Source organism: Streptomyces sp. NPDC054887 (assembly GCF_053610585.1).
Map to the genome: position 1 here is coordinate 1 of NZ_JBSGYQ010000045.1, position 20,468 is coordinate 20,468.

A 20,468-nucleotide genomic window follows, 5' to 3' on the forward strand; every position below is an offset into this window, starting at 1 on the left:
GGCGGCGCCCCGGTACACCGGGGGGCCCCGACGCACCCGCCCTGCCCGCTGTTACGGCAGGTTGTGCACGTGCGGTCCCACCGCGTTGGACCAGGCGTTGCCGGCCGTGGCGTCCCAGTTCGTGGACCAGGTCATCGCACCGCGCAGACCGGGGTACGTCCTGGCGGGCTTGAAGGAACCGCAGTTGGTGCCCCGGGTCAGGCAGTCCAGGGCGGCGTTCACGACGGACGGCGCGACGTACCCACTGCCCGCGCCCCGCGTGGACGCCGGCACGCCGATCCCGACCTGGCTCGGAGCGAGGCCGCCCTCCAACTGGATGCAGGCCAGCGCGGTGAGGAAGTCGACGGACCCCTGCGAGTACACCTTGCCGTCGCACCCGAGCATGGACCCGCTGTTGTAGTACTGCATGTTGACGACGGTCAGAATGTCCTTCACCGCGAGCGCCGTCTTGAAGTACTCGGTCCCGGTGTTCTGCATGTCGATGGTCTGCGGCGCCATGGTGAGCACGAGCCCTGAGCCCGCCTTCGCGGACAGCTGCCGCAGTGCCTTCGTCAGATACGTCGAGTTGATCCCGTGTTCGAGGTCGATGTCGACACCGTTGAAACCGTACTCCTGCATGAGCGCGTAGGCGCTGTTGGCGAAGGCGGTCGCGGACGCGTCACTGTTGATGGTGACGTTGCCCTTCTCCCCGCCCACCGAGATGATCACCGACTTGCCGGCGGCTTTCTTCGCGGCGATGTCCGCCTTGAAGTCGGCGACGCTCGCGTATCCGACGGCCGGATCGAGGTTGAAGACGATCTGTCCCGGCGTGGCGGTCGAGTCGGCGAACGAGACGGCGATGATGTCGTACTGCGCCTGCACGTCGCGGAGCTTCTGCACGGTCGCGCCGTTGTCGAAGTTCTGCCAGTAACCGGTCAGCGCGTGCTTCGGCACGGCCGGCCCGGGACCGGTACCGCCCCCGGGTGCGGTCCGGCCGCTCACGGAGGCCGACTTGGCCGACTCCCCGGCCGCATTGGTCGCGCTGACCTGGAACTCGTACGCGGTGTCCGCGGCCAGCCCGCCCACAGTCGCCGAGGTCCCGCTCACCGACTGGACCTTCGTACCCCCGCGGTAGACGTTGTACCCGGTGGCGCCACTGACGCCCGACCACGACAGGGCAACGGACGACGCCGTCGTCGCGCCGACCGTGAGCCCGGCCGGGGTGGCGGGGATCCCCGGCTCGGGGTCGGTGCCACCACCCCCGTCGGGTCCGAAGACGGACACGTCGTCGACGTAGTAGGCGCTCTGGCCGTACCAGCCGTGTGTGTAGACCGTCACGGAAGTGGTGGAGGGGCCGGCCTTGAAGCTGGTGGTGAGCTGCTTCCAGCCGGCCGAGTCGGGCGTCCAGGTGGACACGTCCGTGGTCCCGGTACCGCTCGCGCCGAGGTACGCGTACCCGCCCTGGACCCAGGCGCTGAGCGTGTACGTCGCACCGGGCTTGACGGCGACGGTCTGCGTACAGCGGGCGTTGTCCTGGCCGCCCGGGGCGGCCTTGAGGGCAGCGGCACCACCGTGGGTGGGGGAAGAGACGGTGGTGCCGCTGCCTGCGGAGCAGGCCCAGTTACTGAGCCCGGCCTCGAAGCCGGCGTTCTTCACGACGTTGACGTCGGCGGTGGCGGCGGTGGTGGTGGAGGTGGTGGCGGTGGTGGCTTGGGCGGCGGGGGCGGCCAGCCCGGCGGTGAGGAGGGTGGCGGCGGTGAGGGCTATGAGGGGAAGGGCTGGGCGGTCCACTTGCTGCCTCCGGTGGGGGAGTGTGGGGAGGAGTCGCTGAGACGGTGGCCACCGTTTGTTGGTCGTGCGTTGTTGGTCGTTAAAATGGTTCAGACCAATTCGCTTGTCAAGACCTCTGGCAGGAGCGGGGGGTGGGGATGGGTGGATGGGGTGCGGCGGGGGTGGGGGTGACGGGCGGGGGGCTTCGATGGGCCTGGGGCGTTGGTTCTTTCTGGTGTGGGGGCCGCCTTTCTGGAGGGTGGCGTCGGAGGCCCGCCCCTCAAGGGCGCTCCTGCGTCGCGTCGCCTACGGCGATTCCGCTGCGCTCCACCCTTGACCGCCGAACCTCCGACGCAAGGCTTGAGGGGGGCGGCCCCCGGGGGGGAGCCCACGGGAAAGGCTCGGTGAGTGGCCGTACGCCGTCGCCGGGCGGCGGGCCGGTGGGTGGGGCGCGGTCGCTTCTGGGGTGGTGCGGCCCCTGGCTAAGCGGCTGACGGGAACGGCCGTTGGTGCGACACCACCATTGCGACCCGCGCCAGCACACCGGCCGGGAAGCGGACCGCCTGCGGGCGACGTGCGGATGGTCATGCAGGCGACGGGGATGGAGCGACCTTTGCTCCTGCGGGCGCGTCCATGCGGGATGCGGCTGCGGGATGTGGCTTGTTGTGACTGTGTGGCTCGTGGTGAACCGTGTTGTGGGTCGAAAGCCGCAAATGATTGCGGGACGCGTTACGGCTGTGACTGCCGTAACGGACGAGGCGTGCGAGGCGTCCCTCCCTCGCCAAGTGCGGAGTTCGTCCCATCCCCACGTGCGGGGTATCCGCCCCGTCGCTCCGTCGCTCCGTCGCCCTGTGGATCCGTCGACCCGTGAATCCGTCGATCCGTCGATCGCCAATCCTTCGAATCCGTCGACGCGCGTGCTGTCTGGCTGCACATTGCCTCAGATCTCAACCCACCTGCCGTATCAGGACCAGCACTGTGGTGATCGGCATCGTCGTTCCTGAGACCTCACGTCACTGGCCGTCAGTCCTCCACAGGTCCAGGCCGGCGCGCAGCAGTTCGCGGACTGCTGCTGTCTCTTCCTCGGTCCATGACTCCGAGACGCCGTTCGCTGGAGGGGAGTCACCGGCGAAGAGCTTCTCGTACGCGTTGTCTTGCGTCGGCCCCCGTGAAGGGAGGGTGGTGCCGGTCCGCGTGCTGTACGAGAGGTCGTCGAAGAAGTTCCACGCCTCCAGTAGCAATTCTGCGGAGGGGGAGTCGCGGTCGGATCCCTCGACCCACCGCCGTACGGCTGTCAGGTCAAGGGACCCCTCCCCCTCCCAGTTGAGCTCCCAGCCCTCGCGGTCGCACGTCTTCTGCAACGTCGTCCGGTCGTGGAGAGACCAGGGCCGTCCACCGTTGTCAGTCATGAACTGGTCGGGGAAGTCGCCCTCCCCGGGACGCCAGATGAGGAAGTGATCCGCTTCGTTGCTTCTTATGCGGTACGGGTAGTGAACTGACATGTCGGTTCCCGGTCTCTCCGGAGGCGTGCAACGAACTCCACATATGGCATGCGACTGAGCGTGCGCCGATCGCGCATATCGCCCATAGGGGTAAGTAGGGGCGGCTGCTCGTGTCATGTGTGGGTTTCGAACCATTCTCCTCTCCGACCCTCCGACCCTCCGACCCGCCGGCCTCGGCCGCTTACCTCCGCCACCGGCTACCCCGATTCCCCGGGGCAAGCCCACCCCTCATCCAACCGGCCAGCAGGTCGCCCCGATCGGCTCGTCGTCCACTGGCGTGGGTGTGCGTGTGGGTTGCAATGTCGGTGTCGCACCAGCGGCCGTCGTCGCACCCGCCGAGACAGGGGCCGAGCCGCCCCAGAACCGACCGCGCACCCACCCACGCACCTCACAGCCACCAGTCAAACGCCCGCCCCTGTCCCCGCTCCCGTGCAGGGCGTTTTTCCTGGCGTCGTCCCCCTATAAGCGTTTGCGGTGGGACGGGGTGGTGGGTCAAGGGTGGGCCGTAGGTCCATCGCGCAGCGACGCGACGTAGGAGCGCCCTTGACGCGCCGCCCCGGCCCACCGACACTCAAGCGCCCGGGGACGGCCCCACACCCCCCAGAAGCAACGGGTGGTCAACCAGCCACCCCATCCCCGGCCCCAGTCACCACCCGCCTAACCTCCACCCCCTCCACACCCCCGTATGAGAAAAAGGAAAAGTGTTCTCCGCCACGTAGGCCGTGGATAAAGTGCTGGTGCAGCACGACGGAGCAGCATCGATCTGCGGACGCCGCCGGGATCAGCGGCGTACGGAGTGAACGGGGAAACCAACGTGCCGACCGCGATCGCAGTCACCAGCGCCGATTTGGTGTTGCCGCCGACCGATCAGCAGACCCCCACCGCAGCCCTGCTCCAGGCTCCCGAGGATCAGCCGCTCGAAGCAGCGCTCGTCGACATGCACGTCATGCTGGAGCGGTACGGATACGTCGTTGCCGTCTATCCGGCCTCCATTTCAGCTGCTCACGAGCGCCGTCTCCACACCCTCCGTTCGATGCTGGAGACCGACCGGCTCGCACTGCTGAAACTGGATCTGCCACCGCTCGGGATCGCCGTACTGGGCCGCCAACTGCGGCAGTTGTCCATCTGCGACTTCAGCGCGGGTGTCGTCGCCTCGGCCGCCAGGCTTCTCTCGCACTACATCTACTCCGGCGCGCTGCTCAACTCCGTCACCAAGCTCGACCGAGTTCCCGTCAGCCTCAAGTCGCACGCGAAGTCGTGGATGCCGGGCACGCAGTTCGCCGTACTGACCAACCCTGAACCGCAGTTGGTCAAGATCAGCAGCAGCGGCGGCAGCAACCACGCCACCGGCACGGGCAGCAGCCGTAGCAATAACAGCAACAGCAACAGCCACCGCAACACCAACACCAACCGCAACAGCTCTCGCACCGCCCCCGCAGGCGCCCTCACCACCCGCACCGGATCCACGGCCTCCGTATCCGCAGCCGGAATCACCGCCACCCCAGCCGGCCTAGCCGGTCCCCAGTTCGCGACTCAGCTTCTCGTCGGGCGGGGTTCCCTCGCGTCCGACTGGGTCACCGGTGTCCTCGCACCCGCCTGGCAGGTGTCCGGTGTGCACGAAATCGGGCTGCCCGACGACTCCCCGCGCTGGTGGGGCACGGCGAAGATGATCGAGTTCACGGCGTTCCTGCCGGACATCTCCGTGCTCTACCAGTTGGTCGCCTCCGTGCGGCGCGAGAAGTGCCGCTGGTGCGGTGTCGAACTCATCGGTGACCGCTGCGGTTTCTGCTGCTCCCCCCTCACCCCGCCCGAGAACCAATCCCGTGCGGTCGGTGTCCTGAACCAGGGGTCGCCGTAGCGTCGCGCGGGGCACGATATCCCTCAGACCTTCCGACCCTCAGACTTTCCAACCTTCAGACCCACAGACCTTCAGGCCGTCCAACCTTCAGTCAGTCCGTTGATCCGACGTTCCCGTTCCTGATCGAGGTAGCCCGACTCCATGAACTCACGTCAGCGCCGCGGTGTCATTCTGCTGCTCCTGTCGGTTCTCTGCGCCTTCGGGGCGTTCGCCGGCGTGCTCTCGGTGATCAGTGATGTGAACTCGAAGGTGGGCCCGGAAGTCTCGGCGTACCGGCTCAAGGACGACGTGGCACCGTACAAGCAGCTCGAACCGGGCCAGTTCGAGAAGATCTCGATGCCGAAGCGGTGGCTTTCCGCCAATGCCGTGACCGATATCGGGGAGGTACGCGGCAAGATCGCGGTGACTCAGCTCCAGAAGGGGTCGCTCCTCCAGAGCGACATGATCGTGAAGAAGCCGGAACTCGGTTCCGGGGAGCAGGAGATCGCGATCATGATCGACGCCGCCACCGGTGTCGCCGGCAAGATCAATCCGGGTGCGAGAGTGAACATCTTCGCCACGTTCGAGGGCGAGGACGAGGGGCAGCCCGACAAGTCCCAGGTCATCGTCTCCGGCGCGCGCGTGCTGGACGTAGGCAGGATCACGGCTCTTGAGCCCGGCGCCAACGACCGCAGCCGCCGCGCCAAGGACGCCGTACCGATCACTTTCGCCCTGAACACGCTCGACGCCCAGCGTGTGGCGTACGCGGAGTCCTTCGCCCAGCACGTGCGCCTGGCCCTCGTGGCCGACGGCAGCGACACCACGATCTCGCCGCGCGACCGTGAGTACACCCTCGACGGGGACAAGTGAGGACCGGCGTATGACGACTCGTATCCTCCCGGCGGTCGGCGACCCTGACGCCGCCCGCGCCATCACCACCCTCCTCAGCCAGCTCCCCGACGCCGAACCCGCCGCGCCCGTCATCGACTCGACGTCGCTCCTCGACACCCTGGCGAGGCTCGCGGGCGAATCGCTCGACGAGCTGCCCGAGGTCGTCCTCGTGCACGAGCGCATCGGTCCCGTGCCCGCGCTGGAACTGATCCGTGAGGTCGCGCTCCGCTTTCCGGCGGTCGGCGTCGTCCTCGTCACCGCCGACACCGGTCCGGCGCTCTTCACGGCTGCCATGGACTCCGGCGCGCGGGGGCTGGTCGGACTGCCGCTCGGTTACGAGGAGCTGGCGGCCCGCGTCCAGGGCGCCGCCTCCTGGTCCACGGGCGTACGCCGCCACCTGGGCACCGGTCCGGACGTGTTCGCGGGACCCGGCGGCACGGTGGTGACGGTGACGGGCGCGAAGGGCGGCACCGGTGCCACGGTCGTCGCCGTACAGCTCGCCCTCGCGGCGAAGGCGTCGGGGCGTACGGTCGCGCTGGTGGACCTCGACCTGCAGTCGGGTGACGTGGCGTCGTACCTGGACGTGCAGTTCCGCCGTTCGATCGTCGACCTGGCCGGCATCGCCGACATCTCACCGCGCGTGCTCCAGGACGCCGTCTTCTCGCACCCCACGGGCATCAGCCTGGTGCTCGCCCCCGCCGAGGGGGAGCGCGGCGAGGAGGTCACCGACCGGGTGGCGCGGCAGGTGGTGAGCGCGCTGCGCAACCGCTACGAGGTCGTGGTCGTCGACTGCGGTACGCAGATGAACAGCGCGAACGCGGCCGCCGTCGAGATGGCCGACGAGGCGCTGCTCGTCGTCACGCCGGACGTGGTGGCCGTACGGGCGGCCAAGCGCATGGTGCGGATGTGGGACCGGCTCCAGATCCGCAAGGCGGAGGAGACGACCACCGTCGTCAACCGGCACAACCGCAATACGGAGATCCAGCCGCCGCTGGTCGAGCGGATCACCGGCACGAAGGTCGCACGGGCCGCGATCCCCGCCAACTTCAAGGAGTTGCAGGCGGCGACGGATGCCGGCCGCATGCAGGATCTGGACAGCCGTGGCACGGTCCGGCAGGCCCTGTGGGCGCTGGCCGGCGAGCTGAGTCTGGTGAAACCGGTCGCGGGCTCGGGGAGCAAGGGTGCCGGGAGGCTGCTGCGGAGCGACCGCGGGGCGATCGGGTTCCGGGGGCGGGGCAAGGACCGCGACCGGGGCGCGGTCACGGTCGAGCTCGCGGGCATGGCGCCTCTGATCATCTTCGTCATGGTCGCGATGTGGCAGGCGGTCCTGTTCGGCTACACGTTCTCCCTGGCGGGCAACGCGGCGGACGAGGGCGCGCGGGCGGCCACGGCGGCGGCCACGACCGGCGGCTCCGGACAGGCGGCCTGCGAGGCCGCGGCCACGGAACATCTGCCGTCCGCGTGGCGGGACGACGCCGGGGAAATCAGCTGCGTACCGGAAGGCAACCTGTGGAAGGCGAGGGTGGAACTCAACACCCCCGTCCTCTTCCCCGGAGCCGGCAGCTTCCCGTGGGACGTGACAGGCAGTGCGGGCGCCGCGAGGGAAGGGGACGGGCCGTGAGACGTCTACTGCGCCGGATCGTCGGGCGGGAACGCGACCGGGGAGCGGCCATCCTGGAGTTCGCCGGCTTCCTGCCCATCCTGCTGATCGTCGCCATGGCCGGCATCCAGCTCGGCATCGTGGGTTACGCCGCCTCCCAGGCGGGCACGGCGGCGCGCGCGGCGGCCCGTACGGAGGCGCAGGAGGAGTACGGGGGGCAGGGCGTGGTCACCGGCAAGGCGGCGATGAGCGACTGGCTGGCCGACGCCACCGAGATCACGTTCAGTGGCAATGTCACCGCCAAGGCCACGGTCCAGATCCCCTCGGTCGTCCCCGGCATCGAGGACTTCGGCACGGTCGATCGCTCGGTCACGATGCCCGCCGACCAGGAGGACCGGTAACCCCCGCCCGATGGGAGAGGCGCCCAGGAGACACCCGTACGGAAGCCGCACGAGCGATCCGCACCACCGAGGAGTGACGCACATGAGTCTGCGGGCACGCATCACCGCCCCCGAAGAGCACGCGGGAGGGCGGGAGGACGGCCACCTGGTCGCCACCTACCGGACCAAGCTGCTCGAGGAGATCGACCTCGCGGAGATGTCCTCGCTCGCGGCCGGCGAGCGGCGTGCCCGGCTGGAGCGCGTCCTCGCCCACATCATCAGCCGTGAGGGGCCCGTCCTCTCCACGGCCGAGCGTTCGCAGCTCATCCGCCGGGTCGTCGACGAGGCGCTCGGGCTGGGCGTCCTGGAGCCGCTCCTCGAAGACGCGTCCATCACCGAGATCATGGTGAACGGCCCCGACTCGATCTTCGTCGAGCGGGCCGGGCGCGTCGAGCAGCTCCCCATGCGTTTCGCGTCGAACGAGCAGCTCATGCAGACCATCGAGCGCATCGTCTCGACGGTCAACCGCCGCGTCGACGAGTCGAACCCGATGGTCGACGCCCGCCTGCCGTCCGGCGAGCGCGTCAACGTCATCATCCCGCCGCTGTCCCTCACCGGCCCGACGCTCACGATCCGCCGATTCCCGCGGGCGTACCGCCTCCAGGAGCTGATCGGCCTCGGCACGCTCGACGAGCAGATGCTGCTTCTGCTGTCGGCTCTGGTACGGGCCCGGTTCAACGTCATCGTGTCCGGCGGTACGGGTTCCGGGAAGACCACGCTGCTCAACGCGCTCTCCGGGCTCATCCCCGACCACGAACGCATCATCACCGTCGAGGACGCGGCCGAGCTCCAGCTCCAGCAGGCGCACGTCATCCGCCTGGAGACGCGCCCGCCCAACGTCGAGGGCAAGGGCCAGATCACGATCCGCGATCTCGTACGCAACTCCCTGCGTATGCGCCCCGACCGCATCATCGTCGGTGAGGTGCGCGGCGGTGAGACGCTCGACATGCTCCAGGCCATGTCGACCGGCCACGACGGTTCGCTCGCGACCGTCCACGCCAACAGCGCCGAGGACGCGCTGATGCGCCTGCAGACCCTCGGCTCGATGTCGGAGGTGGAGATTCCGTTCGAGGCGCTCCGGGACCAGATCAACAGCGCCGTCGACGTCATCGTGCAGCTGGCCCGCATGGCCGACGGCTCCCGCAAGATCAGCGAGATCGCGATCCTGGTGTCCCACGGCCGCGAGCGGTTCCAGATCGCCCCGGTGTCGCGCTACCTCGCCCAGCCGATGAGCGCGGACCGCGTCGTCCACGGCCGGTTCGAACACCTGGGGCTGCCCCGCCGCATCGCGGACCGGCTGCACCTGGCGAACGAGCCGATCCCGCCCGCCTTCGGCGTGGCGGACCTCGGTGATCCGCTCGATCCGCTCAATCCGCTCTACGTACGAGAGGCCCAGTAGGTACGCGATGAACAATCCCGCAATGCTGGCGATCGGCAGCACGCTGCTCTGCGGCGCCTTCGCCGTCGCCGGGCTTCACACGTACGTGTCGGGCAAGGCCCAGCGCGCCGCCCTCGTCGACCGCCTGGCCATCACCGGCCCGCACTCGGCGGGACGACAGCGGCGGTTCACGGCCGTCGACCGGCGGCTGCGCAGGACCGCTCTGGGCAAGAGGATCCACGTACGGCTCTCGGCCACCGGGCTGGATCTGACGGCGGGCGAGTTCTTCGTCTACATGGTCGTCGGCGTCGCGGCGCTCTGGCTGATCGCCTCCTCGGTCCTGGCCCCCTTCTTCGGGCCCGTCGCCGGCCTGGTCGCCCTCTGGGGAGGCAGCGCGTTCCTCAACTGGCAGCGGCAGAAGCGGATCGAAGCCTTCATCAACCAGCTCCCCGACCTGTCCCGGATACTCGCCAACGCGACCGCCGCCGGGCTGGCCCTGCGTACCGCGCTCAGCATGGCGGCCGAGGAGCTGGAGGCGCCGGCGGGCGAGGAACTCGCGGGCGTGGCCAACCAGCTCGCGGTCGGCCGGTCCATCGACGACGCCCTGGGAGAACTCGCCGAGCGCCTTCCGTCGCGCGAGCTCGTCGTCCTCGTCACCACCCTGGTCCTCTCCAACCGGGCCGGCGGCACGGTCGTCGGATCCCTGCGCAACCTCACGGAGACGCTGGAGGAGCGCAAGGAGACGCGGCGCGAGGTCCGCACGATGCTCGCCGAGGTCAACGCCACCGCGTACACGATCCCGCTGCTCGGCCTCGGCGCGATGATCATGCTGAACTCCGTGACACCCGGCTCCATGGCCCGCATGACCGGCAGCCCCGTCGGCCAGATCATCGTGATCGTGGCCATAGGGCTCTACGCGCTCGGCTTCATCGTCATGCGCCGCCTCGGCAAGATCGACGTCTGACCGCCCGTACGGGAGACAGGAGGGATCGGCATGGCACTGCTTCTCGCGCTGGTGGTCGGGCTGAGCGTCGCGGGCGCGTTCCAGGGCATCAGGATGTACCGCGCCGAGGCCAAGATCCCCGGTGACCTGGCCGTCGCCCTGGAGATCGGCGCCTCGCGCGTCTCGGGCCCCGAATCGGCGGTCGACCGCCTCGGCATGCGCTTCGCCCCGGCCGTACTGCGCCTCATGGGCCCCCGGCGGGTCGACAAGAAGCGCCGCAGGATCGACATGGCGGGCAACCCGGGCGGCCTCACCGTCGACCGGTACGCCGCGCGGCGCGCCGTCTACGGCCTGTTCGGCGGCCTCTCCGCGCTCGTGCTGCTGCTGAAGGACCTGCCGCTCTTCGGCGTCTTCTGCATCGCCTACGGACTCTTCGCGGCGGACGTCACCATCTGGCAGGCCGTCCGCGAGCGCAAGGACGTCATCGAGCGGACCCTGCCCGACTTCCTCGACGTACTGGCCGTCGTCGTCAGCGCCGGCCTCGGCTTCCGGCAGGCGCTGGACCGGGTGTCGGAGAAGTACGAAGGCCCCTGGGCCGACGAGGTACGCATCACCCTGCGCCAGATGGACATGGGTGTCAGCCGCCGCCAGGCGTTCGACGAACTGCGCCGGCGCAACGAGTCCGAGCAGGTCTCGCAGTTCGTGACCGCCCTCCAACAGGGCGAGGAACTCGGCGCTCCGATCGCGGACACCCTGATCCAGATCGCCAACGACATGCGCCGGACCGACGCGCAGAACTCCCGGCGCCGCGCCGCCAAGGCGATCCCCAAGACGACGGTCGTCACGCTGGCCTTCATGGTCCCGGCGACGCTGCTCCTCATCGTGACCAACATGTTCCTGGGGTCGGAGACCGACTTCGGCTCGGTCTTCGGCGGCTGACGGCCATGGTGGCGCTTCCCACGATCCGGCTCCGGCACGGGCCCCGTACGCCGGTGGGAGGTGGTACGACGGCCCTGCACGGCGGCGCGGCCGTGCCCGAAGAGGCCCCCGCGTCCGCCCTCGCCGACGACGTACCCGCACCGAGCATCCCGATCCAGATCAACGCCCTCCAGGCGCTGTGCCGCCAGGTGTTCGGCTTCCGCCTCGCCATGATCGCGCTGGGCGCGCCCTTCGCGCTCGCCCGCGCGGGCGGGCAGTTCGGCGGCTGGCTGGTCGGCGGGGCGGTGGTGTTCAGCTTCGTGGGCTCGTACGCGATGCTGCGGGACTGGGAGGTCTTCGGCCCGCTGCTCATCAAGTACCGCACGCTGATGGGCGTGGACGTGCTGTTCGGCTCGGTCCTGCTGCTGACCGCGTCACCCGACTCGGCCCTCGGGTACGCCACCGTGTGCACGCCGCTCCTCGCGGGCCTGCTGTACGGCTGGCGCGGAGCCGGGATCTTCACGGCCATCCAGATCCTGCTGCTGGCGGCGGCGTACACGGCCTGGTCGGAACGGATCGCGAGCCCGGCGAGCACGCTGCTGATAAGCGGCTTCTGCGTGGCGGCGGGCATCATCGGCGTCACCCTCCGGAACCTGATGTTCCGATTCGGTGCGGCGACGCAGGCCCTGTCCGAGGCCAACGCCCGGCTCGCGGTCACGGACGCGGTGGAGGACGAGCGGGCCCGCCTGGCCCGGGAGATGCACGACTCGGTCGCCAAGACCCTGCACGGCGTCGCGCTGGCGGCGGAGGGGCTGGCGCAGTCCGCCGACCGCATGGACCCGCTGACCGTCAAGCACCAGGCCGGCATGGTCGCCAGGTCGGCGCGGCGCGCAGCGGCGGAGTCCCGCGAAATCCTGTCCGACCTGCGCAGACAGGCCGACTACGACACCGGGGGAGTGGTCGTCGCGGACGAACTCGCCGCCCGCCTCGCCGACTTCGAAAAGCGTACGGGCATCCGCACGGCGTTCCGCGACATCGGCGGCACGTCCCCGGTGCCGACGGTCCCCCACGCGGTCGGACGCCACCTCCTGACCATCGCCACGGAGGCGATGGAGAACAGTCACCGCCACGCGCACGCCTCCCGGGTGACCGTCGAGTTCGGCCTGGCCGGCGGAATACTGCGCATCAGCGTCCTCGACGACGGCCGGGGCCTGCCCGCCGGCATCAGCCTCGACGACCTCCGCAAGGCCGGCCACTTCGGTCTCGTCGGCATGGTGGAGCGGGCCGCCGGCATCGGCGCGCGCATCAGCATCGGCCGCGGCCGCAGCGCGGGAGGCACCGAGGTACGCCTGGAACTCCCGGCGGCGGCGCTGGCACCGGCGGGCGCCGGCCCGCGGCCGCCCCTGCCCGCACTGCCGCCCCTGCCCCCACGGACGAGGGCCTCGAACTGACCCACCGCCCCCCGTCACTCTCCCGAGAGGAGGCCGCACCATGCCGGACGACAACTCGTACGACTCCGGGCCCCGCCCCTCCGTGTCGTCGCCGTCCCACGTGTCCCAGCACACGTCGTCGCACACGGTCGAACCGCGCTCGGAGCACACCCCCACCGGGGTCCGCGTTCCCCCGCCGGCGGCGGCGTTCCCCGATCCGTCCCCCGACCCCTTCGGCCCGCCGTCGCTCCTGCGCGTGGTCGTCGCCGACGACAACCCGGTCGTACGGGCAGGGCTCACCGTCCTGCTCGGCGGCCGCGACGACGTGGAGGTCGTCGCGGAGGCGACCGACGGCCGCCAGGCCCTCGCCGCCGCCCAGCACCACCGGCCCGACGTGGTGCTGCTCGACGTGCGGATGCCGGGCGTCGACGGCATCTCCGCGCTGCCCTACCTGGTACGGGTGGCGCCGGTGCTGATGCTCACGTACAGCCGCGAGAGCGAGATCGTGCGGGAGGCGCTGCGGCTGGGCGCGGGCGGCTACCTGGTGCACGGCGAGTTCACCGCCGAGCAACTGGTCGCCGCCGTACGGGACATCAAGAACGGCCGCGCCCACTTCTCGCCCTCGGCCCAGGACGCGTTGCTGGCCCACATGCGCGGCGGCGGGGCGGCAGGCGGATCGCAGCCGCTGCCGGAGGGCCTCGGCGCGGCGTACGCCACGGGCCGCCCGTACACGGGCACGAGCCGCGTCCCCGGCCACACCACGGCGCCCGATGCGACTGCACACACCGCCAGAGGGCCCAATCCCGCGCCGAACGTCTCGGATTCGAGGCGATCCCGAGAAACTACTTCGCACCTGCAATCGGACATGGCACAGTATTCAACGGACCGGCAGACCCAGCGGGCACGGAACTCAGAGGACTTCGGGCTGAGTACGAGGGAGGTGGAGGTCATGGACCTGATCGCTTCGGGGATGAGCAACCAGCAGATCGCCGCCACCTGCTTCATCAGCGAGAAGACCGTGAAGAACCACATCAACCGCATCTTCGCGAAGCTGCACAGCGCGAGCCGGAGTGAGGCGATCGCGCTGTGGCTGGGATCGGCGAGGGGGACGACGACTCATGGCTGAGCACACGAGCACGACCGCCCCCGGACAGGCCCAGACCGGCCTTTGGGCCCAGACTTGGGCCCACGGGCCCTGCGCCGCCCCCTCCGCCCCGACGTACGTTTCCACCATCGCGGAAACGCACACGTCGGCCGACCTCGGAGGGGCACCCCATGGCGAAGGACATCACGCTCAAGACCGCAACGAAGGCCCAGCTCGCCATCAGCAACTGGCGCCACACGGTCGTGACCCGCATGCAGAAGCGAGCGGACGAGGGCGCGAGCGTCGTGGAGTACGCGGGCCTGGTCGTGGTGATCGCACTGATCGTGGTGGCAGTGCGGGAGTTGAACCTCGACGACACAATTTCTGGCGCGATCGACGACGCGGTGGCCGACATCACCGGCGACTGATCCGCAGCACGCTTCGGCGCGACCGAGGGCAGACCCTCCCCATGTACGTAGTGGTGGTGGGGGGTCTGCTCTTTCTTGCGTTCGCATATTTCGCCTTCGCTCAGGCCGCCGTCGCCCGCAATGGCGCTCAGTCCGCGGCTGACGCCGCAGCCCTTGCGGCTGCCCAGGACGCGCGCGACGAGTTGACCGACGGGTTCATCGACGCTCTTGGCACGCCGGAGTGGCCCAAATGGCTCATGGCTGAGGGCGACTTCGGTGTTGGGTTCACAGCTGCCGCAAGGCGGCTGGCCAGTGACAACGATTCGAACCTCGTGAGCGTCGAGCCGAGGGTTGTCAATGGATACCCGGCTTTTCAGGCCGAGATTCTCACCCGATTCACGGTGGGGGACTCTGTTATTCCCGGAACAGAAAGCAGGCATGCTGAGGCTGATGCCACCGCCGTTATCGAACCCCGCTGTGACATTGTGCCGGGGGGTGACTTGTCGGATCTTGTCGAGATCGACTGCGAGGGCAGTGGTCGTTGGACAATCGATCCCAAGGATTTCGTCATCGGTGATCTGCCTCAGCCCAGGGATCTGTTCTCCGTCCATCTGGCTGAGTGAAGTGCGAATGTCGAGAAAAGGAAGAGCTTGATGAGCATGCGGTACTCCATGAAGGCCCGGAGGGCACTGACCGCTGTGGCGATCACTACTGGCTTGGTCCTCACGGTGGCCGGATGCGGAGGAGGAGAAGAGGACAAGCCGAGCTCGGGGGCCACTTCTTCGCCCTCGGGCAAGGGAGCGGGCGGCGATGAGAAGCCGGAGGAGAAGGAGCCGGAGGCTCCGGAACAGAACACCGTCCTGGCCGAGGTGCAAGGAGGTGAGGACATCACTCTGACGATCACTTCGGCCGTACGCGATGAGGGTGGTTTCGTCACCGTCGAAGGCAAGGTCAAGAACGGCAGCGGAGGACGGTGGTCAGCCCCCGGCTGGCAGGGCAGTGAACGGGAGCTGGCCGACAATTCGGGTTCCATGGCTGGGTCTTCGCTGGTCGACAAGGCCGGCAAGAAGAAGTACCTAGTGCTGCGTGACACGGACGGGCGGTGCTTGTGCACTCAGTTCTCCGGTGGCTTCCGGAGCGGTGACGAGAAGGCCTGGTATGCGCAGTTCCCCGCCCCGCCGGCCGGCAGCACCAAGGTCGATTTCCAGATTGCCGACATGCCCCCGGCAGCCATCGAAATCACTGACGGTGAGTGACGCCATGCCTTCCCACCTTTCCCGAAGTCGCCCCGCGCATTTCGCCACAGCCACACTTCTGACGGCAGCCCTGTTCTCCGGCCTGTCGGTGACGGCGGCCCAAGCCGATCCCTCGCCCAGCGCACCCCCCGGCAGCACGACGACGTCCCCGCCCCCAGAGGTCGACGGCAACTCTCCCGGGTTGAAGCTGGCAGACGGCGGCACCCTCGCCCCCGCCCGCGTGATCGACATCAAGTCCGTCGTCGAAGACCTCGGTGGTGAGGAGCGGCGTGAGGACACCAACTCCGACGTGAAGTTCGCCCTCCAGGCCGAGGTCCTCTTCGGCAAGGACAGTGCGAAGCTCAACGCGGAGGCCGCCTCCCGTATCAAGTCCATCGCCGACGAGATCATCGCCCAGAAGGCGACCAAGATCCGGGTCTTCGGCTTCACCGACGACCTCGGCTCGTACGAGCATGGCAAGGTGCTCTCCAAGAAGCGCGCGGACGCCGTTCAGCAGGAGCTGAACAAGTCCCTCGACTCCTCCGTCACCTTCGAGATCCGCGGGTACAGCGAGGACTACCCGATCGCCGACAACGATTCCGAAGAGGGCCGGAAGAAGAACCGGCGCGTAGAGGTGTCGTTCCCCCGCGGCGAGGCACCGGCCTCCGCCCCCGAGAACTGACCGGTTCCGGTCGGCGCGCTCACGCCGCCGGCCGGCCCTCGGCCCGTTCGTTCATGCCGCCAACGGGATGTTCCGTATCCGGCGAAGGGCGAGCAGGCCGCCGACGCCGGGGACGGCGGCGAGCCACCGCACGCGGGACGAGGCGGCGCCCCCGGCAGGCCAAGCGGTCGCGATGACGACGAGGTACGCCGTGCCGTGGAGCGGCCCGGCGAGTGAGGCGACCGCCGGCGAGTGCGCGGTGAGCAGGTTCGCCAGCAGGACGACGAGGGAGGCGGCCTCGACACGGGCCGCGATGAGCAGGAGGCGCACCCTCGTCACGCTCCCGTCGTCGAACCGGGACGCACGATCATGAGCACGACGACGACCGCCCACAGAAGGTTGAAGACACCGGTCAGCATGGCCAGTTGAGCCACCGCAGGCACGGGCTCCTCACGCTCGTCCAACCCTTGGAGCGACGCGAGCAGACGTGCTTGGCGGGGCAGGATGGCCAGCGCGAGAACGGCCGCGGCGATCGCCGTCAGCGCGAGCGAGGTTGTCAGCCAGGCGTCGGTGAGTACGCCGAGTTGCACGGCCGTGGCGATCCCGAAGACCGGCACAGCGATGCCTGCGACGGCGTAGACGCGGCATATCCGGTGCAGGGATGCGGCAACCCCGACGGACCGCCCACCGGTGTCCCTGCCGCCGGCGGTCGCCACACCGCCGGGCGCGGGCTGCCTGACGTACCGGGGGAACAGGGATGCGGCCACGGCGATCGGTCCGATCGCCAGAATCGCCGCGAGTACGTGGATGGACAGCAGCAGCTTGGTCACCGCGGGCTCCTGGGGCCGTGCGTTATAGGTTGGCTGCCAATAGGTACCACGCCTACTCCTCCATTGGGTAGGCTGCCTACCTATGAGGGCAGACGCGGTACGAGGACATCTGGACGGGCTGCTGCTTGCCGTGCTCGAACCAGGGCCGCTGCACGGGTACGCGATCATCACCGCGGTCCAGCAGCGCAGCGGAGGCGCGCTCGACCTCCGCACCGGAACGATCTATCCGGCGCTGAACCGGCTGGAGCGGCTCGGGCTGCTGAGCAGCACGTGGGACTCCGTCGGCGAGCGGCGACGGCGCTGTTACGAACTCACCGACGCCGGGCGCGGCAGCCTGGCCCGTGAGCGGACGGCGTGGGAGGAGTTCACGACGGCGATCGGCTCCGTCCTGAACCCGGCACCGCCGCCCCGGCCCGCCACGTGAACGCCACCGGTAGGCACGCCGACCCCGTCGAGGAGTACGCCCACACCCTGGCGGGCGCCCTGCACGGTCCGGCCCGCGTCAAGGCGCGGCTGGTCGACGAGGTGCGCGACGGCCTCGCGGAGACGATCGCGGCGTACACCCACGGGGGCCTGCCCCGCGAAGAGGCGACCCGGCAAGCGGTACGGGACTTCGGCAGTCCGGACGAAATAGTGCCGAGCTGTCAGCGGGAACTGACCATCGCCCAGGCCCGGCACACCGCCCGGGCCGCGGCTCTCGCCGCCCCGTTCCTGATCGCCTGCTGGTACGTGGTGCGGAGCGCCGACCCGGGTCAGGCCTGGCTCGTCCCACGGGCGGCGCAGTCGCTGGCCGTACACCTGGCGGGGATCGCGGGCGTGGCCGCGCTGCTCGCGGCAGCCACCCTGGCCGCCACCGGCACCCTCGCCCGCCGGCTTCCCACGCCGCACCACCTCCCCCTCGTGGTCGCATGGACCGGCACCACCGCGAGCGTGGCCATGGCGATCGCCACCCTGTCTCTCACCATCTCCGCACTCCTGGCCACGACCTGGCCGCTGCTCGCCCTCGCCGGCTCACTGGCCGCCGCGTCGCACGCCCTGGTCGCAGCTTCCGCACGCGCCTGCCGCCGGTGCGCGCGCTCCCCGGTGGCGTAGCCGCCGCACCGAGCCAGGGGCCGGCCGGGCGCCGGGTCCCACCAGGTCACGGACGGGCGGCTTATGCGGGTGGGGCGGGTGAAGGCGGCGGTACAGGGGCGGCTTCGGTCACGGGGTCCGGGCCGGGGGCGAGTCCGTCTGCCACCAGCCCCGCCAGTACCGCCTCACCCAGGGCATGCACCGCCGATTGCGGGCGGACCATCACCGTGAACTCCTTGATCAGGCCCTGCTCGTCGAAATGCAGCAGGTCGACGCCGTGGACAGCCCTGCCGTTCACGACCGTACGGAAGAGCAGCACCGCCGAAGGGGCCTCACCGCCGTCGGCGCTCGTCTCCGCCGTACCGGCGTACTCGCCGACGTAACGGAAGTCCTCGAAGGTCCGCAGCAGGACGCCGAAGAGCCCCATGACCATCGGCTTGCCCTCGAAGGGCCGGAACTTCACCGGGCTGTAGAGGCGGATGCCGTCCGCGAACAGCCCGTCGAGCGCGGCGAGATCCTCCTTCTCCACGGCGGCACGAAAGCGCGCGGCGGTGGCGGCGGCCTCAGCAGGAAGCTGGTCGTCATCGTTCATGCGTCGGTACTCCTCAACAGTCGGGTCAGTCACATGTGGCTGCGCGCCCACGTGCGTGCACGTAAGCAGGCGCGCACGGGCGCAAGCACCCACGCACGCGCATCCACTTCACCGTCACGTACGTGCACGTGGGCACCGTCTCCCTAGTCATCAATCTGACTAGTCACTTTCTTGACTATGATGATGTGGGTACGCACGCAGAAAAGGAAGGGGCCGCATCGATGGCCTTGCGACATGCCGTCCTCGCAGCGCTGCTCGCGGGCGACGGCAGTGACGGGGACGGCCGGGGCGAGTACAGCGGCTACCAGCTGGCCAAAGCGTTCGACATCGGCGTCGCCAACTTCTGGCACGCCCTGCCCCAGCAGCTCTACGCCGAGCTGGCCAAGCTGGAGAAGGAGGGCCTGGTCGCGGGTCGGCAGGTGGTCCAGGAGGCGCGGCCGAACAAGCGCCTCTTCCGCGTCACGGAGGCCGGTCTCGCCGAGCTGGAAGCCTTCGCCGCCGCTACGCCGAAGGCTTCGTTCATCCGCGACGACCTGTTGGTCAAGGTCCAGGCCGCCGACAGCGTCGACACCGCCCGGGTGATCGAGCAACTGGAGCAGCGGGCCGCACTGGCCGAGGCCAAGATCGAGCTGTTCGGCAAGGTGCTGCGCAAGATGCGCGGCGACCTGGCCGAAGAGGAGTTCCTGCGCCGAGGCGACCGGATTGGCCCGTACCTCACCTGCCTGCGCGGCCTGGCGCTGGAGCGGGAGAACCGGGAGTGGGGGCTGCGCGTTGCGGCCGTCCTGCGCGAGAGGAAGAGCACCGAGGGGCGGACCACGGAGAGGCGGAGCAGCGATGCAGAACGGCGATGAGCGGGTGCCGTACGGGCGGCAGGTGGCGGACGGGCGACGGGCGGCGGACGGGGGACACGTGTCGGACAACGTGCCTGGTGCGGGCGGTGGTGGGCGGGCGCTGTCGTACGCCCGTTACGTCGCCCTGGGGGACAGCCAGACCGAAGGGCTCGGCGACGGTGACGACACCACCGGCCTCCGGGGCTGGGCGGACCGTTTCGCCGAACACCTCGCCGCTGCCAACCCCTCTCTTCAGTACGCCAATTTGGCCGTACGGGGACGCCTCGCCGGTCAGGTTCGCGCGGAACAGCTCGCACCGGCTCTGGCCCTGCGCCCCGACTTCGCGACGGTGGTCGCAGGGGTGAACGACGTGATGCGGCCGAAGTTCGACGCTGCCGAGGTGGTGGGGCACCTGGAGGCGATGTTCGCCGCCCTGACGCGCGGCGGCGCCCGCGTCATGACGATCACCTTCCCCGACATCGGGAAGGTCGCGCCGCTCGCCCGGCCACTGCGTTCCCGTATGCACGCGCTGAACACGGGCATCCGCGCGGCGGCCGGCCGCCACGGCGTTGTGGTCGTCGAGACCGCCGAACACGCCTTCACCGTCGACCCACGGATGTGGACCGCGGACCGGCTCCATCTGAGCCCGCTCGGCCACGAACGCTTCGCGGCGGCCGCAGCGTACGCCCTACAACTCCCCGGCGTCGACGACGCGTGGTCACGCCCGCTGCCTCCCCATACCGCCGTCGCCGGCTGGCGGGCGGCGCAAGCCGAGCTGCGATGGGTCGGCGCGCACCTCGGTCCGTGGCTGGGGCGACGCCTGCGCGGCCGGTCCTCAGGAGACGGCCGCACGGCGAAGAGGCCCGAACTGACCTACTTCGTTGATCATTCCGGCTAAGTTCTTCCGATGAAGAGTGCTCTGGCCGATGAGTTTCGCAGTGCAGTGAGGTCTCAATGAACACGAAGCACACAGGGCACGAAGCACGCAGCAGGAAGCAAGAAGCAGAAGGCACAGAGCAGTAGGCGCCAAGCACAAGGCAGTAGGTGCCAAGCACAAGGCGCAGAGCACC

Annotated in this window: 22 protein-coding genes; 17 read left to right on the plus strand and 5 right to left on the minus strand. The window is 69.5% G+C overall.

Going from position 1 to position 20,468, the window contains the following annotated elements; genetic code table 11:
- Window positions 1-51: 51 nt before the first annotated feature.
- Window positions 52-1,770: a chitinase gene (locus ACWGH0_RS23695; protein WP_453406214.1), complete on the minus strand. Its 1,719-nt coding sequence runs from the start codon at window positions 1,768-1,770 to the stop codon at window positions 52-54.
- Window positions 1,771-2,762: 992 nt separating this feature from the next.
- The gene (locus tag ACWGH0_RS23700) at window positions 2,763-3,251 is read right to left on the minus strand and encodes a hypothetical protein (RefSeq protein ID WP_453406215.1); all 489 of its coding nucleotides are present in this window, start codon (window positions 3,249-3,251) and stop codon (window positions 2,763-2,765) included.
- Window positions 3,252-4,065: 814 nt separating this feature from the next.
- Between ACWGH0_RS23700 and ACWGH0_RS23705 the strand changes: the two genes are divergently transcribed.
- The 13 genes from ACWGH0_RS23705 to ACWGH0_RS23765 all read left to right on the plus strand — a co-directional run bounded on the left by ACWGH0_RS23705 (window position 4,066) and on the right by ACWGH0_RS23765 (window position 16,096).
- Entirely contained in the window at window positions 4,066-5,109 is a 1,044-nt protein-coding gene (locus tag ACWGH0_RS23705; protein ID WP_453406216.1) for a hypothetical protein, read from the plus strand.
- A 141-nt stretch (window positions 5,110-5,250) separates the two neighbouring features.
- Entirely contained in the window at window positions 5,251-5,958 is a 708-nt protein-coding gene (gene cpaB, locus ACWGH0_RS23710; protein WP_453406217.1) for a Flp pilus assembly protein CpaB, read from the plus strand.
- A 10-nt stretch (window positions 5,959-5,968) separates the two neighbouring features.
- Window positions 5,969-7,600 carry an AAA family ATPase gene (locus ACWGH0_RS23715; protein WP_453406218.1) on the plus strand — a complete coding sequence of 544 codons (1,632 nt, stop codon included), beginning with the start codon at window positions 5,969-5,971 and terminating at the stop codon, window positions 7,598-7,600.
- The gene (locus ACWGH0_RS23720) at window positions 7,597-7,980 is read left to right on the plus strand and encodes a TadE/TadG family type IV pilus assembly protein (protein ID WP_453406219.1); all 384 of its coding nucleotides are present in this window, start codon (window positions 7,597-7,599) and stop codon (window positions 7,978-7,980) included. Before ACWGH0_RS23715 ends, ACWGH0_RS23720 begins: the two co-directional genes overlap by 4 nt.
- A gap of 82 nt (window positions 7,981-8,062) precedes the next feature.
- Window positions 8,063-9,418, plus strand: coding sequence for a CpaF family protein (locus ACWGH0_RS23725; RefSeq protein ID WP_453406220.1), 1,356 nt, complete (start codon window positions 8,063-8,065; stop codon window positions 9,416-9,418).
- Between the two features lie 7 nt (window positions 9,419-9,425).
- Entirely contained in the window at window positions 9,426-10,361 is a 936-nt protein-coding gene (locus tag ACWGH0_RS23730) for a type II secretion system F family protein (protein ID WP_453406221.1), read from the plus strand.
- A gap of 30 nt (window positions 10,362-10,391) precedes the next feature.
- The gene (locus tag ACWGH0_RS23735; protein ID WP_453406222.1) at window positions 10,392-11,279 is read left to right on the plus strand and encodes a DUF5936 domain-containing protein; all 888 of its coding nucleotides are present in this window, start codon (window positions 10,392-10,394) and stop codon (window positions 11,277-11,279) included.
- Window positions 11,280-11,284: 5 nt separating this feature from the next.
- Window positions 11,285-12,709, plus strand: a complete 1,425-nt coding sequence (locus tag ACWGH0_RS23740) for a sensor histidine kinase (RefSeq protein WP_453406223.1) — start codon at window positions 11,285-11,287, stop codon at window positions 12,707-12,709.
- A gap of 40 nt (window positions 12,710-12,749) precedes the next feature.
- Window positions 12,750-13,814 (plus strand): response regulator, encoded by a 1,065-nt coding sequence (locus tag ACWGH0_RS23745; protein WP_453406224.1) that lies wholly within the window; start codon window positions 12,750-12,752, stop codon window positions 13,812-13,814.
- 149 nt (window positions 13,815-13,963) lie between these two features.
- Window positions 13,964-14,200: a hypothetical protein gene (locus ACWGH0_RS23750; protein ID WP_453406225.1), complete on the plus strand. Its 237-nt coding sequence runs from the start codon at window positions 13,964-13,966 to the stop codon at window positions 14,198-14,200.
- Window positions 14,200-14,802: a pilus assembly protein TadG-related protein gene (locus ACWGH0_RS23755; RefSeq protein ID WP_453406265.1), complete on the plus strand. Its 603-nt coding sequence runs from the start codon at window positions 14,200-14,202 to the stop codon at window positions 14,800-14,802. Before ACWGH0_RS23750 ends, ACWGH0_RS23755 begins: the two co-directional genes overlap by 1 nt.
- 30 nt (window positions 14,803-14,832) lie before the next feature.
- Window positions 14,833-15,435 (plus strand): hypothetical protein, encoded by a 603-nt coding sequence (locus tag ACWGH0_RS23760; protein WP_453406226.1) that lies wholly within the window; start codon window positions 14,833-14,835, stop codon window positions 15,433-15,435.
- A gap of 4 nt (window positions 15,436-15,439) precedes the next feature.
- Window positions 15,440-16,096 carry an OmpA family protein gene (locus tag ACWGH0_RS23765; RefSeq protein ID WP_453406227.1) on the plus strand — a complete coding sequence of 219 codons (657 nt, stop codon included), beginning with the start codon at window positions 15,440-15,442 and terminating at the stop codon, window positions 16,094-16,096.
- Between the two features lie 51 nt (window positions 16,097-16,147).
- On the opposite strand, the gene ACWGH0_RS23770 is transcribed toward ACWGH0_RS23765, so the two are convergent.
- Together ACWGH0_RS23770 and ACWGH0_RS23775 are read right to left on the minus strand one after the other, a co-directional pair.
- Complete coding sequence (locus ACWGH0_RS23770) at window positions 16,148-16,414, minus strand: hypothetical protein (RefSeq protein ID WP_453406228.1); 267 nt, start codon at window positions 16,412-16,414, stop codon at window positions 16,148-16,150.
- The gene (locus ACWGH0_RS23775; protein WP_453406229.1) at window positions 16,411-16,905 is read right to left on the minus strand and encodes a hypothetical protein; all 495 of its coding nucleotides are present in this window, start codon (window positions 16,903-16,905) and stop codon (window positions 16,411-16,413) included. The genes ACWGH0_RS23770 and ACWGH0_RS23775 overlap by 4 nt, the downstream gene beginning before the upstream one ends.
- Before the next feature lie 82 nt (window positions 16,906-16,987).
- Between ACWGH0_RS23775 and ACWGH0_RS23780 the strand changes: the two genes are divergently transcribed.
- The gene (locus tag ACWGH0_RS23780; protein WP_453406230.1) at window positions 16,988-17,329 is read left to right on the plus strand and encodes a PadR family transcriptional regulator; all 342 of its coding nucleotides are present in this window, start codon (window positions 16,988-16,990) and stop codon (window positions 17,327-17,329) included.
- The gene (locus ACWGH0_RS23785; RefSeq protein WP_453406231.1) at window positions 17,326-17,997 is read left to right on the plus strand and encodes a permease prefix domain 1-containing protein; all 672 of its coding nucleotides are present in this window, start codon (window positions 17,326-17,328) and stop codon (window positions 17,995-17,997) included. The genes ACWGH0_RS23780 and ACWGH0_RS23785 overlap by 4 nt, the downstream gene beginning before the upstream one ends.
- Before the next feature lie 61 nt (window positions 17,998-18,058).
- On the opposite strand, the gene ACWGH0_RS23790 is transcribed toward ACWGH0_RS23785, so the two are convergent.
- Window positions 18,059-18,568, minus strand: coding sequence for a nuclear transport factor 2 family protein (locus ACWGH0_RS23790; RefSeq protein ID WP_453406232.1), 510 nt, complete (start codon window positions 18,566-18,568; stop codon window positions 18,059-18,061).
- A 221-nt stretch (window positions 18,569-18,789) separates the two neighbouring features.
- Here ACWGH0_RS23790 and ACWGH0_RS23795 point away from each other — a divergent pair, with 221 nt between their 5' ends.
- On the plus strand, window positions 18,790-19,419 hold the full coding sequence (locus ACWGH0_RS23795; protein ID WP_453406233.1) for a PadR family transcriptional regulator: 630 nt from the start codon (window positions 18,790-18,792) through the stop codon (window positions 19,417-19,419).
- Window positions 19,403-20,296: an SGNH/GDSL hydrolase family protein gene (locus tag ACWGH0_RS23800; RefSeq protein WP_453406234.1), complete on the plus strand. Its 894-nt coding sequence runs from the start codon at window positions 19,403-19,405 to the stop codon at window positions 20,294-20,296. The genes ACWGH0_RS23795 and ACWGH0_RS23800 overlap by 17 nt, the downstream gene beginning before the upstream one ends.
- Window positions 20,297-20,468: the final 172 nt, after the last annotated feature.

Coding starts and splice junctions, on each gene's coding strand:
- ACWGH0_RS23760 (WP_453406226.1), top strand. CDS start 14,833: ATGAGCATGCGGTACTCCATGAAGGCCCGGAGGGCACTGACCGCTGTG.
- ACWGH0_RS23740 (WP_453406223.1), top strand. CDS start 11,285: ATGGTGGCGCTTCCCACGATCCGGCTCCGGCACGGGCCCCGTACGCCG.
- ACWGH0_RS23790 (WP_453406232.1), bottom strand. CDS start 18,568: ATGAACGATGACGACCAGCTTCCTGCTGAGGCCGCCGCCACCGCCGCG.
- ACWGH0_RS23715 (WP_453406218.1), top strand. CDS start 5,969: ATGACGACTCGTATCCTCCCGGCGGTCGGCGACCCTGACGCCGCCCGC.
- ACWGH0_RS23745 (WP_453406224.1), top strand. CDS start 12,750: ATGCCGGACGACAACTCGTACGACTCCGGGCCCCGCCCCTCCGTGTCG.
- ACWGH0_RS23795 (WP_453406233.1), top strand. CDS start 18,790: ATGGCCTTGCGACATGCCGTCCTCGCAGCGCTGCTCGCGGGCGACGGC.
- ACWGH0_RS23725 (WP_453406220.1), top strand. CDS start 8,063: ATGAGTCTGCGGGCACGCATCACCGCCCCCGAAGAGCACGCGGGAGGG.
- ACWGH0_RS23800 (WP_453406234.1), top strand. CDS start 19,403: ATGCAGAACGGCGATGAGCGGGTGCCGTACGGGCGGCAGGTGGCGGAC.
- cpaB (WP_453406217.1), top strand. CDS start 5,251: ATGAACTCACGTCAGCGCCGCGGTGTCATTCTGCTGCTCCTGTCGGTT.
- ACWGH0_RS23780 (WP_453406230.1), top strand. CDS start 16,988: ATGAGGGCAGACGCGGTACGAGGACATCTGGACGGGCTGCTGCTTGCC.
- ACWGH0_RS23735 (WP_453406222.1), top strand. CDS start 10,392: ATGGCACTGCTTCTCGCGCTGGTGGTCGGGCTGAGCGTCGCGGGCGCG.
- ACWGH0_RS23765 (WP_453406227.1), top strand. CDS start 15,440: ATGCCTTCCCACCTTTCCCGAAGTCGCCCCGCGCATTTCGCCACAGCC.
- ACWGH0_RS23700 (WP_453406215.1), bottom strand. CDS start 3,251: ATGTCAGTTCACTACCCGTACCGCATAAGAAGCAACGAAGCGGATCAC.
- ACWGH0_RS23750 (WP_453406225.1), top strand. CDS start 13,964: ATGGCGAAGGACATCACGCTCAAGACCGCAACGAAGGCCCAGCTCGCC.
- ACWGH0_RS23730 (WP_453406221.1), top strand. CDS start 9,426: ATGAACAATCCCGCAATGCTGGCGATCGGCAGCACGCTGCTCTGCGGC.